Origin of the sequence: Aliirhizobium wenxiniae (assembly GCF_019511445.1) — a bacterium.
GTDB lineage: Bacteria > Pseudomonadota > Alphaproteobacteria > Rhizobiales > Rhizobiaceae > Neorhizobium > Neorhizobium wenxiniae_A.
Window position 1 is genome coordinate 239,914 of sequence record NZ_JAEUAN010000002.1, and the last position, 13,837, is coordinate 253,750.

9 protein-coding genes are annotated in these 13,837 nt (G+C 60.1%); 4 read left to right on the top strand and 5 right to left on the bottom strand.

Features of this window, described 5'->3' with window-relative positions; translation table 11 throughout:
• Positions 1-113: 113 nt before the first annotated feature.
• The 3 genes from JNB91_RS03350 to JNB91_RS03360 form a co-directional block, all read right to left on the bottom strand.
• Entirely contained in the window at positions 114-3,275 is a 3,162-nt protein-coding gene (locus tag JNB91_RS03350; RefSeq protein WP_220324100.1) for an efflux RND transporter permease subunit, read from the bottom strand.
• 27 nt (positions 3,276-3,302) lie between these two features.
• Positions 3,303-4,412 (bottom strand): efflux RND transporter periplasmic adaptor subunit, encoded by a 1,110-nt coding sequence (locus JNB91_RS03355; protein ID WP_223218034.1) that lies wholly within the window; start codon positions 4,410-4,412, stop codon positions 3,303-3,305.
• Between the two features lie 113 nt (positions 4,413-4,525).
• Positions 4,526-5,128 (bottom strand): TetR/AcrR family transcriptional regulator, encoded by a 603-nt coding sequence (locus JNB91_RS03360; protein ID WP_220324102.1) that lies wholly within the window; start codon positions 5,126-5,128, stop codon positions 4,526-4,528.
• A 326-nt stretch (positions 5,129-5,454) separates the two neighbouring features.
• Between JNB91_RS03360 and JNB91_RS03365 the strand changes: the two genes are divergently transcribed.
• The 4 genes from JNB91_RS03365 to JNB91_RS03380 all read left to right on the top strand — a co-directional run bounded on the left by JNB91_RS03365 (position 5,455) and on the right by JNB91_RS03380 (position 9,663).
• Positions 5,455-7,392, top strand: a complete 1,938-nt coding sequence (locus JNB91_RS03365) for a hybrid sensor histidine kinase/response regulator (protein WP_430736234.1) — start codon at positions 5,455-5,457, stop codon at positions 7,390-7,392.
• An 85-nt stretch (positions 7,393-7,477) separates the two neighbouring features.
• Positions 7,478-7,771 (top strand): BON domain-containing protein, encoded by a 294-nt coding sequence (locus tag JNB91_RS03370; RefSeq protein WP_220324104.1) that lies wholly within the window; start codon positions 7,478-7,480, stop codon positions 7,769-7,771.
• A 159-nt stretch (positions 7,772-7,930) separates the two neighbouring features.
• A complete protein-coding gene (locus tag JNB91_RS03375) occupies positions 7,931-8,809 on the top strand; it encodes a sulfurtransferase (RefSeq protein WP_220324105.1) in 879 nt (292 codons plus the stop codon).
• 32 nt (positions 8,810-8,841) lie between these two features.
• Positions 8,842-9,663: a MetQ/NlpA family ABC transporter substrate-binding protein gene (locus JNB91_RS03380; RefSeq protein WP_220324106.1), complete on the top strand. Its 822-nt coding sequence runs from the start codon at positions 8,842-8,844 to the stop codon at positions 9,661-9,663.
• Between the two features lie 96 nt (positions 9,664-9,759).
• On the opposite strand, the gene JNB91_RS03385 is transcribed toward JNB91_RS03380, so the two are convergent.
• The gene (locus JNB91_RS03385; RefSeq protein ID WP_220324107.1) at positions 9,760-11,100 is read right to left on the bottom strand and encodes an enoyl ACP reductase FabMG family protein; all 1,341 of its coding nucleotides are present in this window, start codon (positions 11,098-11,100) and stop codon (positions 9,760-9,762) included.
• Between the two features lie 187 nt (positions 11,101-11,287).
• Entirely contained in the window at positions 11,288-13,630 is a 2,343-nt protein-coding gene (locus JNB91_RS03390) for a glucose/quinate/shikimate family membrane-bound PQQ-dependent dehydrogenase (RefSeq protein ID WP_220324108.1), read from the bottom strand.
• Positions 13,631-13,837: the final 207 nt, after the last annotated feature.

Sequence of the window (13,837 nt, forward strand, 5' to 3'; positions counted from 1 at the left end):
AGCTCGACACCCTACCTCTCCCCTTGTGGGAGAGGATACAAAATCAAGATCTTAGCAAAGCTAAGTCTTAGATTTTGTTGGTGAGGGGATCGTGCCCCCAGGAAGCCCAACCCTCACTCCGCCGCCATCGGCAGATCCCGGCGGCCCTCGAACAGATCGCCCTGATTGGCCGACTGTTCTTCGCCCTCCTTCACCTTCGGCTCACGCCCGAAGAACAAGGCGTAACCCGCAGGCAGGACGAGAATGGTCAGCACGGTCGCGACCATGATGCCGCCCATCATCGCATAGGCGAGCGGTCCCCAGAACAGGCCCCAGGAGATCGGGATCAGTGCCAGCACCGCGGTCATTGCGGTTAGCATGATCGGCCGGAAACGACGCACCGCCGCACCGATGATCGCTTCCTGCCGGTGCATTCCCGCCGCGATATCCTGGTCGATCTGGTCGATCAGGATGATCGAATTGCGGATGATGATGCCCAAGAGCGCAATGACCCCGAGGATCGCCACGAAGCCGAACGGGGCACCGGTGATCAGCAGCGCCATCGCAGCCCCGATAATCCCGAGCGGACCGGTGGCAAGCACCAGCATCGCTTTACCAAAGTGCTTCAGCTGCATCATCAGGAGAAGCATGATGACGAGCAGCATGATCGGCGCTTTGGCGGCGATCGATGCCTGGCTTTCCGCCGAATCCTCGGCGCCGCCCTGGATCTCGATCCGGTAACCGGCCGGCAGAGCACCGCGAAGATCGGCAATCGAGTTGTAGAAGTTGATCGATGCCTGCGTCGCCTCGATACCATCGGGCAGCGTTGCCTTCACGGTGATCGTGGGCAGGCGGTCACGCCGCCATTCGATGCCCTGCTCCATCACGGGCACGACCTGCGCGATCTGCGACACCGGCACGAAGCCGCCGAAATCGGTCGGCACATAGACCGACTGCACGGCGGAAAGCAGGTCGCGGGTCGCATCCGGCTCGCGCAGCACGATCGACACGGTTTCCTCGCCGTCGCGGAAATCGGCAAGCGGAGCACCGGCGGTTGCCGCCTGCAGCATCTGCCGCACGCGCTGCGACGAGACACCGAGTGCCCTTGCGCGGTCCTGATCGATCACCAGCTTCATGCCCGGCACCGGCTCCATCCAGTCGTCATGGATCGAACCGAAAAGGGGGTTCTGATGATAACGCTCCTTCACCTGGTCGGCGATGCGGCGCACTTCCGCCTTGTCAGGGCCGATGACGCGCATCTGCACCGGCCAGCCGGTCGGGGGCCCGAGGAACAGACGGTCGACCTTGCTGCGCACGGTCGGGAAATCGTCGGCCAGGATCTGCCGCAGCTTGACGATCAGCCGTTCGCGCTGTTCCAGCCCCTTGGACATGATCAGCAGCTGGGCATAGTTCGGGTTACGAAGCTGCTGGTCGAGCGGCAGGAAGAAACGCGGTGCGCCTTCGCCGATAAACGTGGCGATGAAGGTCTTGTCCTCATCGGGCATGATCTTTTCTTCCAGCGCCTTGGCCTGCCGTTCCACTTCCTCGATGGCCGTTCCTTCCGGCATCCACATGTCGACCAGGATTTCCGGCCGCGAAGACTGCGGGAAGAAGCTTTGCGGAATGAACTGGAACGACCACAGGCTGGCCGCGAAGATACCGAGCGTCGAAAGAAGAATGATAGCCTTGTGGCGCACCGACCACGTCACCGCATGCCGCACGCCGCGATACATCCGCGTATCATAGGCATCGTGATGGTGGCCCGTTCCCGCATGGGCGCGCTGCTTGAGCAGCATGTAGCCGAGCCACGGGGTGAAATAGACCGCGACGAACCACGACACGACTAGCGCAATGCCGACCACGTAGAACAGCGAGCGCACATATTCGCCGGCAGTCGAATCCGCAAACCCCACCGGGATGAAGCCGGCGGTGGTGATCAGCGTGCCGGTCAGCATCGGGAAGGCGGTGGAGGAATAGGCGAAGGTCGCGGCTTCGAGCCGCGGCAAGCCCTCTTCCAGCTTCCGCTCCATCATCTCGACCACGATCATCGCATCGTCGACAAGCAGTCCGAGCGCAATGATCAGCGCGCCGAGCGAGATGCGCTGCAGCTCGATGCCGAGATAATACATGATGGCGAGCGTCGCCGAGAGAACCAGCGGAATGGCGATCGCAATGACGATGCCCGAACGCCAGCCGATCGAGATCAGCGAGACGACGAGCACGATGGCCAGCGCTTCCATCAGCGCCTGGGTAAATTCGCCGACAGCTTCGGTTACGACTTCCGGCTGATTGGAAATCTGGTGGATTTCCGCACCGATCGGCAGCGTCTCTGCAAACCGCTCGTACATGGCCTCGACGTTGTGGCCGACATCGGTCACCTTGAAGCCGTTGGCCATGACGATGCCGAGCTGCACGCTGTCATGCCCGTTGAAACGGAATTTTCGCTCATAGGGATCGACGAGCCCGTCCTTGACGGTGGCGATATCGCCGAGCCGGATGACCTGATCACCGGCCTTGATCCGCAGCTCGCGAATATCCTCCGGCGTGGTCACGCCACCTTCAACCGAAATTCGCACCGAACGGTCAGCGGTCTGGACGCTGCCCGACGCGTCGATATCGTTCTGGCCGGCAAGTGCGGTCTGGATATCCGTGACCGTCAACCCACGCTCAGCCAATGCCTTGGAGGAGACGTCTATAAAAATCTTCTGCGGCTGATCACCGAGAATGGTCGCCTTTTCGACGCCCGGCACGGTGAGCAGCATGTCGCGCGCCTGGATGGCGAACTGCTTCAATTCCGGATAGCCGTAACCGTCGCCGGTAATCGCATGCAGCGTGATGTAGGTATCGCCGAATTCGTCATTGAAATAAGGGCCGCGCAAGCCTGTCGGCAGGTCCTGCTTGATGTCGCCGACCTTCTTACGCACCTGATAGAAGGCGTCCGCCACCTCCTGCGCATTCGTGTCACCCTTGACCTGAATGGTCGAGATGGAGAAGCCGGCACGCGTGTCGGACTTGATCCAGTCGAGATGCGGTGTCTCCTGCAGCTTGCGCTCGATCTTGTTGACCACCTGGTTCTGCATGTCCTCGACCGAGGCGCCCGGCCAGGCACTCTGCACGATCATCACGCGGAAGGTGAAATCCGGGTCTTCCTTCTGGCCCATGTTCATGACGCCAAGGATGCCCATGACGATGATGAGGCCGAAGAGGAAGCGCGCGATGCTCGGATGGCCGATCGCCCAGCGCGACAGGTTGAAACCGCCCGTTGGCTGCGGATGGGACTGATTGGAGGAACTCATTGGGGTATCCTTTCAGCGCAACAGCGATCAAGGCTGGATCGAAGCGGTGGACTGGCTGGACACTCTGCCGAAGCGCGAGGCCACCGTTTCCGGCAGTTTCACCTTCAACCCGTCCCGCATGAACTGTGTGCCGGCCGAAACCACCAGGTCGCCCTTGGCGATCCCTTCGGAAACGCGGGCAACGCTGTCTCCATAACCGGCGACCGTTACTGCGCGGGAGCTGACCTCGCCCTTATCGCGATCGACGATCCACACGACCGGCTTGCCCTCTTTCTGGGAAAGCGCCGCCAGCGGCACGCCGAAAGTCGGCGCGACATTGTCTTCGACCGCATCGATCGTCGCCGTCATGCCGATCAGCACGCGATCGTCGGCGGGCAGGCTGACACGTACGGCAAAGGTGCGGGACTGGGCATCGGCGCTGCCGGCCACTTCGCGCACCTTGCCCTCGAGCACCAAGTCCCTTGCCGACCAGAAGCTGGCCTTGACCACCTTGCCGGGCTTGAAATGGGCGATATCCGTTTCAGGCACCGCGATCTGCACTTCCTTCTCGCCATCGACTGCAACGGCGACAACGGTCGTGCCCGCGCTGACAACCTGGCCGATATCGGCACTGACGGTTGTCACGATACCGCTCTGGGTAGCTTTCAACTCGGTATAGGCCACCTGGTTATTGGCCTCTTCCAGCGCCGATTCCGCCGACTGCAGCTGCGACTGGGCCTGATCGGCGGCAAGCTGCGCCTGCTCGAGCTGCGACTGCGAGGTGACGCTCTTTTCAGCCAACGTTTCGGCGCGCTTGCGGGCAAGCCCGGTAATTTCTACCTGCTTCTGTGCGGAGGTCAGATCGGCATCGGCGCGGCGCACCGAAAGCTGGTAATCGACGGCATCTAGCCTTGCCAGCACCGTGCCCGGCTCCACCCGGTCACCCACATCGACCAGACGTTCGGTGATCTTGCCAGCAACGCGGAAGCCGAGATTCATCTCGGTTCTGGCACGAACCGAACCCGAATAGACGAGGCTGCGACCGATCTCGGGCCCGCCGATCTCGACGACCTTGACCGGCCGGACGGGATCCGGCGCCTCGACCTTTTTCTCTTCCGAGCAGGCCGTCAGGGCAGCGAGGGCGACTGCGACAAACATTCCTTTTGCGAAAACGCAAGAACGTCGAATTTGGATCACGGACATGGCCCCCACTCCCGGTGGCGATTGAATAAGGTGCCCTCAAGACACCGGCTATTGATTTCGAGGTGTTTCTATTTCAGCGCCCTGATGGCGAAATCGACCAGATCGGCCGGCGTCGTGCGACGGTTCTCGATCAGGCATTCAGCGATGATCTGCGGATGACAAAGGGTCACCGTACTATCACAAAGACATTCCGCGGCAGCATCTGCATCTTGAGCGCGAAATTCACCTGCGGCAATACCCTCGCGGACGATGCCCGCCACGATATCCCGCATCTGCATGATGTGGTCCTCGATCACCGACCACTGCTCCTGAATGGCGACGATCACCATTTCATGCACTTTGTCGTCATGCAGCATCGTATCGATAGTAATCTTGTGCTGCTGCAGGAAATGATCGCGCAGACGCTCGGCTGCACTGACCGGGCGCTGTGCGTTTTCCACTGCAACATCCCGGCTTGCATCCAGCAGCCTGTTGGCAAGAGCCTTGTGGATCTCGGCCTTGGACGAGAAGAACCGGTAGATGTTCGCCGGCGACATGCCGAGATCCTTGGCGATGTCGGCGACATTCGTTTTCGAATAGCCGTAATGCTTGAACAACCGCTCGGCGGCCTCAAGGATCCGGTGAACATTTTCCTGGCGCACGGCCTCTGCCTGCATGTCGGCGCTATCCATAGGCCCTCACGAATTACGACTGACGAATTTTAATTTTCGTCAGTCGTAATTCAAAACCAGTCATCTGTCAACGCGCACCACTCTTCGTTCCTGTCGAGAAGACCGTGCAACCCTGAGAATGGCGAACCACCGAACATTGAGGCACTCATGCCCATCAACCATAAGTAAGGACTTGTTGAAGTTAACGGCCCGTTTTGATGGTCCGACTGAATGGATCGTGTTATTCATTGCAAAAATGTCGGATGGCGCTGGAACCAAACTCAGGATCGAGCGTTTGGGGGCGCCGAACCGCTGAAAGCCGTGGTTCGAGGGGGAACATGCATGCAATGATGGAAAGTCACGACGTTTCACTGCTCGACCAGGAGCGCTATCGCCTTCTGGTGGATGCAATCTCGGACTATGCCATCTATATGCTCGATCCTTCGGGCCATGTCGTCAGCTGGAATGCCGGCGCCCAGCGGTTCAAGGGATACGAGGCAACCGAAATCCTCGGCCACCATTTTTCCCGTTTCTATACCGATGAGGATCGCATCGCCCGTCTGCCCGAACGGACACTCGAAACGGCCATGAGCCACGGGCGGTTCGAGAGCGAAGGCTGGCGCATCCGAAAGGATGGCACCCGCTTCTGGGCGCATGCCATCGTCGATCCGATCTGGGATCGTAACGGCCATCTCCTCGGCTTTGCCAAGGTGACACGCGACCTGACCGAGCGGAAGAAGGCGGAGGCGGAGCTGCGCCTCAGCGAGGAAAAATTCCAGCTGCTCGTCAACGGCGTCAGTGACTATGCGCTTTATATGCTCGACCCGGACGGTCACGTCAGCAACTGGAACGCCGGTGCGGCACGCATCAAGGGCTACACGGCCGAAGAGGCAGTCGGCAGGCATTTTTCGCATTTCTATACCGAAGAAGACCAGAAGAAGGGCGAGCCGGAACGCAATCTCGAAATCGCCCGCCGCATCGGCCGTGTCGAACGGGAAGGACTGCGCCAGCGCAAGGACGGCACCACTTTCTGGGCACATGTCGTCATCGACGCCATTCGCGACGAGACCGGCAATCTGATCGGTTATGCCAAGATCACTCGTGACATTTCGGAAAAGGTCGAGGCGCAGAAGGCACTGACCAAAACCCGTGAAGAATTGTTTCAGGCACAGAAAATGGAGGCGATCGGCCAGCTGACCGGCGGCATCGCCCACGATTTCAACAACCTGCTGATGGCGATCATGGGCAGCCTTGAAATCCTTCGCAAACGCATGCCGGACGATCCGGCATTGCGCCCGCTTATCGACAATGCGCTGCAGGGTGCCGAACGCGGCGCGGCACTGACCCAGCGCATGCTCGCCTTTTCCCGTCGCCAGGAATTGAACATGCGGCCGGTCGACGTGCCTTCGCTGGTTGCCGGCATGATGGATTTTCTAGAACGCTCGCTGCGCTCTTCCATGCGGATCGAGACCCGTTTCCCGCCCAACCTGCCACATGTCCTGACTGACGGCGTGCAGCTCGAAACCGCCTTGCTCAATCTCGTCGTCAACGCCCGCGATGCGATGAATGAGAGCGGCACGGTGACGATCAGCGCCGAACGTCACCAAATTGGCGAAGAGGGTGGAAAACTGAGAAGCGGTGACTATCTGCGTATATGCGTCAGCGATACCGGCGAAGGCATGGATCCCGAGACGGTCGCACGCGCAACGACCCCCTTCTTCACCACCAAGGGTGTCGGCAAGGGAACAGGATTGGGGTTGTCGATGGTACAGGGACTGACGGAACAATCGGGCGGAATGCTCTCGATCGAAAGCGTCAGGCACGAAGGCACCACCGTGTCGCTCTTCCTGCCGACGATCGATGAAGAAGACTGCCCCAAGGAAAAAACTCAGGCCCCGGCAAACGGCGAAAAGCTCGGCGATCGCCCGCTCATCGTGCTTGCCGTCGACGACGATGCGCTCGTGCTGATGAACACGACCCTGATGCTGGAAGATCTCGGCCATCAGGTGATCGAGGCCTATAGCGGCTCCGAAGCCCTTTCGGCGCTCAGGCAGGAAGACAATCGCATCGATCTCGTCATTACCGACCATTCCATGCCGAAAATGACCGGCGCGGAGCTCGCCGCCGAGATTGCCACCGAATGGCCGGGCCTGCCGGTCGTGCTCGCGACCGGTTATGCAGAACTTCCGGACGGCAGCGGCAGCCACCTGCCCCGCCTGCCGAAACCCTTCTCGCAACAGCAATTGAGCGAGATGATCGGCACGGTGACCGGAACCGGCGCCTGACAGACAAGACAAGGGCTGAACCATTATCTACGCCATGCGTTGTCTCACCGTTCCAACACGGGAGGCCCACACGGGAGGCATCGACATGGTCTTCAAGCATCAGCAGTTTTACGAAACGCCGCCGGAAATCGAGGTCGAGTTTCCGGGCCGGGCAGTGTTGGAAGCAGCCGTTTCCGACGCCCTCGCCTCGTCCGGCGGCATCGATGCAAGCGATGTCTCGGTAACCGCGAGCGGTTCGACCATCACGCTTGCAGGCGTGGTCCTCAGGTACGAGGAAGTTACCCGCGCAGAAGAGGTCGCCCGCAGTGTCGAAGGCGTTACCGACGTCAGGAACGACATCACGGTAACCGGCCCGGATCAGGCTCAGCGCGGGATTTGACATAATCAGGATCAGCCCCTGATCGTCCCCGTCGATGCGCCTGCAGGAGACGGCAACGCTTTTCTACGATCGCTCGTTTTTTTGGAACAAGCATCGCCGCCAGCCGGGTGACAGCTGTGTAAGACAGATGACAATTTCAGCAAAAACCTAAGAATTGTCATGACTTACCAGAGATCAAAAAACCTTGCCTCGACCGAGGAAATAAGTGCGCGACTGGATGATCCGAACCTGGTCATTCTGGATTGCACATCAACCGTACTTCCAGCAGGCCCGAGCAAGGGCTTTACTGTCGCCGATGGGCGCGAGGCATTCGAAGCGGGTCATATTCCCGGCGCACAGTTCGTCGATCTTGAGCGCGATCTCTCCACCCCCTCCGACCACCTGCTTTTCACTCTCCCCTCGGCCGAACAGTTCGGTAATGCCTTGAACAGGCTTGGGGTTGGTGCAGAAAGCCACGTCATCCTCTATTCCACCGGCCAGCCCGGCTGGGCAGCACGTGTCTGGCTCATGCTTCGCGCCTTCGGTTTCGAGAATGCGGCAGTTTTGAACGGCGGCTGGAAAGCCTGGACCAATGCCGGCCTGCCCGTGGAGACGGGCGCAGCAAAGCGCCGGCCTGAGGCCTCAAAACCCTTCGGTTGGACCTATCGGCCCGGTTTCTTCGTCTCCAGTGAAGAGGTGGTCGCCCGAGCGGACGGCGAAGCTCTGGTCAATGCTCTTGGCCCGGACGCTTTCCGTGGCGATGCACCGATCGCCTACGGCCGTCCGGGACGCATTCCCGGCAGCGTCAACATCCCGACATTCTCTCTCGTTGACCCCGAAACCGGCCTCTATCTCTCGCAGCAGCAGATCGAAAAGATCTTTGCCGATGCAGGTGTGAAACCGGACGCGCCGCTGATCGCCTATTGCGGGGCCGGCGTTGCCGCCAGCAACGTCGTTTTTGCCCGTACGCTGAGCGGCTCAGACGCGCGCTCCGTTGTCTATGACGGTTCGCTGCTGGACTGGTCTTCGGACCCCGATCGTCCGCTCGTTACCGGTTGAACGACATTTCAAAACCAGGAAAGAATTTGATCATGAAACTTGCTTTCGGACGCCGCAGCGCGATCCTGTCCGTGCTCGGCCTCACCCTGCTGGCCGGTATTTGGTCCCCCACCTTTGCCAACGCCGAGGACTTCGCCCCGATCAGAATTGGCATCAATGCCGGTCTTTCGGCTGATGCCGTCAACCAGGCCGCCAAGGAAGCCGCCGAAAAGGGCCTGAAGGTCGAGGTCATCGAGTTCACCGACTGGGTCGTGCCCAACGAGGCGCTGAAATCGAAAGAAATCGACGTCAACTACTTCCAGCACCAGCCGTTTCTCGACCAGAACGCCAAGAAGGCCGGTTACGATTTCGTCTCGGTCGGCGTCGGCACGCTGACCAAGCTTGGCCTCTATTCGAAGAAATACAAGTCGATCGAAGAGTTGCCGGAAGGCGCGAAAGTGGCGATCTCCGATGATCCGGTCAACGGCGGCCGGGCGCTCGAACTGCTGCAGTCAATCGGCCTGATCAAGCTCAGGGATGGCCTGACATCCGCAGCCATTCCGGCAGATATCGTCGAGAACCCGAAGAAGCTGGAGATTATCGAACTGCCGAACCAGCAGATCCCCCGTGCGCTCGATGATGTCGATCTCGGCCAGGGATATCCGTCCGGCATGGGACTGTTCGGCGTCGATCCCAACTCGGCTCTCGTATTCGACGGCGTGCAGACCCGCTACGCCTTGCGCTTCTTCGTCCGCAAGGAAGACGAGGCGAATAAAAGCGTGCTGGAATTCGTCAAGACATACCAGAACTCCCCGGAAGTGCGCGCCATCCTCAAAAAGCATTTCGGCGATCTGACCGTGCCTGCCTGGGATTGATCAAAGCCCAATAAAAAAGGTGCGGCGAAAACCGCCGCACCCTTGATGCAATATCGAAAATCCGAAAGCCCCGCCTCAGGCAGGGCTTAACATGTCTCAGGCAGCGGCTTCCGCGGCAGCCTCGGCATGCGATGCGTTCAGGCGGCGGGCGACGATGTCGTGGTTGAGCCACTGAACCGGGCCGGTCGGCTCGGAAGATTCGGCGAAGATCAGCTTGCCGGTGGCTTCAACGACGAAGACACTCAGGAGATCGCTGATCAGAGCCTTGCCGTCACGATGCATCTGCGAAATCTCGTTCGAGGTCGAGATGGTGAGGTCAGCCTGATCCTGGCTGTTGGCCATCGGCCATGCCGAGAAATCGTAGAACGGGCGCATCACGGCGCTGCCCTGCATGTCCTTGATCTTCTGCAGAACGTCCTTCATCGAGAACTCGTCTTTCAGAAGCTTCTCGCAGGCCTGCCACTGGCTTTCAGCCCATGCACCGCCGTTTTCCTTCTTCAGCGCGAGCAGCAACGGGATCAGCGGAAGCTCGATACCGGTGAACACGTCGGAAGAATTGGTGCGGATTTCGGGACAATTGTAGACCGAAGCCTTGATGCCCTCGCCCCAAGCCTTTTCCGCAATGCCTTCGAGACGCATCTTGGCATAGCCCTGGGTGTAGTTCGTGTAGGTCTGCCAGCGGTAATCGCCGTCGATCAGCACTGCAGTGCCGTGATAGCCATAGGCGGTGTAACGAACCTGGTTGCCGGCAGCCTCGACGCGCGCACGGATCTTGGCGCTGGCATCGATCAGGTGCTGGAAGGTGATGGCGGAAACTTCGTCGAAATTCTGCAGGATGAGCTTGCCCAGATCGCTTTCGATCAGCGCCTGCGAAGACATGTGACGGGCAGCCGTACCCTTGTAGATGCGGTTGGCGATGACGAGGAAGACCTTCGCCTTCGGAATGCCACCGGCCATCGTGTGGGCGAAGAAGACATTGCGGCCTTCGCCGATCATGCCGTCGAGAACGGTCATCACTTCGGAAACGGCATTCTTGAACCGCGCAGTGCCTGCGTCCCGGCACTTCTGGATGTAATCCCAGTCGAGCTTTTCGGTCTGCCAGTTTTCCAGCGTCAGCTTGGTCAGAAGCTCGGTCGGTGTCGGACCGCCTTCAGGCGCATCGAGGTCGAAGCCGGCCATGACCGGAATGTTGATGATCTTGCCGCCGAGCCGTGCTTCGGCTTCCGCGAGCTCTTCGGCATTGAGCGGACGAAGCGCGTTGTTCTCGTCGCGCCGTCCGACCGTGACGCCGACGATCTCCATGCCGGCGCGCTTGGCTTCGTCGAGAAGACCGGTCGCATATCCGCGACCGAACAATTCGCCGAAGAGAACAAAAACGTCGCCTTTGCGAAAGACGGTGTTCTCTGCGAGGCGATTTACTGCGACTGGGTTCTTCATGCGTTCAGCTCTTTAGTCATTTTGGTCATCGAGTCGTCACTCGAACAGGGTGTTGACAGTCTCATGACCGGAATGGGACGGAATAGGAAGTCATATTAAGTGACTATACATTTCAAAGCGTGAACACGCCGCTAAGCCACATCTCGCAAAATAACGGCTGCGGCGGTGGCCGCCGCAGCCTTTTCGTTCATCTCGGCAGTGCATAGGCGATCACGTAATCGCCCGGCTTTGTGCCGACGGAGCCGTGACCACCAGCAACGATGACGACGAACTGGCGACCGTCCTCCACAGCATAGGTCATCGGCGTCGCCTGCCCGCCCGCCGGCAGCCGAGCTTCCCAAAGCTGACGACCATTGGTCAGGTTATAGGCCCGCAGATAATCATCGACCGCAGCCCCGAGGAAGGCAACGCCGCCCTTGGTGATCATCGGCCCGCCGATCCCCGGCACGCCCACCTTGAACGGCAGCGGCAGCGGCGTCATGTCCATGACGGTGCCGTTGCGATGTTTGTAGGCGATCTCCCCAGTGCGCAGGTCGGCACCGGCAACATAACCCCATGGCGGCGCCTGGCACGGGATTTGCAGCGGTCCGAGGAACGGCCCCATGAACACCCCATAGGGCGCGCCGTCATTGCGGTTCAGCCCCTGTTCCGATCCCTTTTCGTCCTGCCCTTTCGGCGGGATGTCGGCGCGCGGCACCAGTTTCGAAGTAAACGCCAGATAGGTCGGCATGCCGAACATCACCATCCGCTCCGGATCGACCGCGACCGAACCCCAGTTGAACGTGCCGAAATTGCCCGGATAGACGATCGTGCCATTGAGCGAGGGCGGCGTGTACTGGCCTTCGTAATTCATCTGCTTCAGCCAGATGCGGCACACCATCTGGTCGAACATGGTAACGCCCCACATGTCCCGGCCTTCCAGCGTGCGCGGTCGGAAGTTCAGCGCCGAGATCGGCTGCGTCGGCGAGGCGTGATCCTCGGGGATCGTACCACCCGGCGCCGGCTGTTCGGTGACGGGAATAATCGGCTCACCGCTGCGCCGGTCGAGCACGTAGATATCACCCTGCTTGGTCGGTCCGACCAGCGCCGGAACGACGGAATTGTCCGGCTTGGTGATGTTAATCAGCACCGGCTGAGCCGGCACGTCCATGTCCCACAGATCGTGATGTACCGTCTGGCGCACCCATTTGTCCGCACCGGTATTGATGTCGAGCGCCACGATCGACGACGAATATTTTTCGACGTTCTCCGACCGGCCCATGCCAAGCTGGTCCGGCACCTGGTTGCCGAGCGGGATGTAGACGAGGCCAAGTTCCTCATCGACGGAGAAGACCGACCAGCTGTTCGGTGAGTTGGTCGTGTAGGTCTGGCCTTCCGGCAATGGTTGGATCTGGCTCGGATTGCCGGAATCCCAGTTCCAGATCAGCTGCCCGGAATTGACGTCGAAGGCGCGGATGACACCCGACTGCTCCTCAGTCGAATAATTGTCGTTGACCGCCCCGCCGATGATGATCTTGTTACCGACGATCGCCGGCGGTGATGTCGAATAATAATAGCCGGCCGGGTTGTATTTCATCCCCTTTTCGAGATGCAGCGTGCCGCCCTCGGCAAAGGATGTGCAGACCTCGCCGTTCTTCGCATCGAGCGCAATGAGCCTTGCATCGGCAGTCGGCAGGTAGACGCGCTCGGCGCATGCTGCACCGGCGGTTGCTGCCTGATCCCTGTAATAGCTCACGCCGCGGCAGGTCTGGTGCTGCCGGTCCGGGTTCATCCCGGAATTGGCGTCATATTTCCAGATCTGCTTGCCGGTCGCAGCATCGAGCGCGATCGCCAGATTGTGCGGCGTGCAGAGATAGAGAGCATTGCCGATTTTGAGCGGCGTCACCTGATAGGTCGTCTCGCCCACATCGTCGGGACGCTTCACGTCACCGGTTTGATACCGCCAGACCTCCTGCAGTGAGCCGACATTCTCCACATTGATCTGGTCGAGCGGCGAATACCGCTGGCCATAGGGCGTGCGGCCATATTGATGCCATTCGCCATCCGGCACGTTGCCGCCAAGCACCGGCGCTGCCGCAACCTTTTCCTCCGGAAGAGCGCCACTCTGGTCAAGCGGATCGAAGAACATCGAGACGACGGCGATGACGACCGCGAGCAAAACCGCAACAGCAAGCGGACGGGACGTCGCGCCATAGCGTGCGCCGGTCGGGCTGATGAAGCCGAGCGGACGGCGGATCCACGGCGTCAGAAGCCACATGCCGAGAAGGATGATGACCCCGCCGCGCGGGCCGAGCTGCCACCAGTCGAACCCGACCTCCCATATCGCCCAGGCAAGCGAGGCAACGACAATCACCGCATAGACGTGCAGCGCCAGAAGCTTGCGGGCAATAAGAAGCGCCGCAACGATGAGAAAGCCGAGTCCGCAGAGAAGATAATAGGCGCTGCCGCCGAGCGAAAGCAGATAAGCCCCGCCGCCCGCAAGCGCGATCCCCATCAGCGCGATGATGATTGCCGTGATCCGAATAGCCATGAGCACCCTCGTCATGTCTCGATAAAGCGGCAGAAGACGCTCTGCCCGCCCGCGCCCTGGACCTGATCCTCCGGTGAATATCCGAACCGGCCCCGCGCAAAAGGTAAATTAGGAGGAACAGTTGGAAAGGACAGAGGTTGGAACATGCAATGCAGCAGGATTGTACCAATGATCACGAGCAGATCGGCGCTGCCGCCTTGAAAACCT

Excerpts from the sequence above, each read along its gene's own strand:
- JNB91_RS03350 (WP_220324100.1), bottom strand. The coding sequence starts at position 3,275 with ATGAGTTCCTCCAATCAGTCCCATCCGCAGCCAACGGGCGGTTTCAAC.
- JNB91_RS03355 (WP_223218034.1), bottom strand. The coding sequence starts at position 4,412 with ATGTTTGTCGCAGTCGCCCTCGCTGCCCTGACGGCCTGCTCGGAAGAG.
- JNB91_RS03360 (WP_220324102.1), bottom strand. The coding sequence starts at position 5,128 with ATGGATAGCGCCGACATGCAGGCAGAGGCCGTGCGCCAGGAAAATGTT.
- JNB91_RS03365 (WP_430736234.1), top strand. The coding sequence starts at position 5,455 with ATGATGGAAAGTCACGACGTTTCACTGCTCGACCAGGAGCGCTATCGC.
- JNB91_RS03370 (WP_220324104.1), top strand. The coding sequence starts at position 7,478 with ATGGTCTTCAAGCATCAGCAGTTTTACGAAACGCCGCCGGAAATCGAG.
- JNB91_RS03375 (WP_220324105.1), top strand. The coding sequence starts at position 7,931 with ATGACTTACCAGAGATCAAAAAACCTTGCCTCGACCGAGGAAATAAGT.
- JNB91_RS03380 (WP_220324106.1), top strand. The coding sequence starts at position 8,842 with ATGAAACTTGCTTTCGGACGCCGCAGCGCGATCCTGTCCGTGCTCGGC.
- JNB91_RS03385 (WP_220324107.1), bottom strand. The coding sequence starts at position 11,100 with ATGAAGAACCCAGTCGCAGTAAATCGCCTCGCAGAGAACACCGTCTTT.
- JNB91_RS03390 (WP_220324108.1), bottom strand. The coding sequence starts at position 13,630 with ATGGCTATTCGGATCACGGCAATCATCATCGCGCTGATGGGGATCGCG.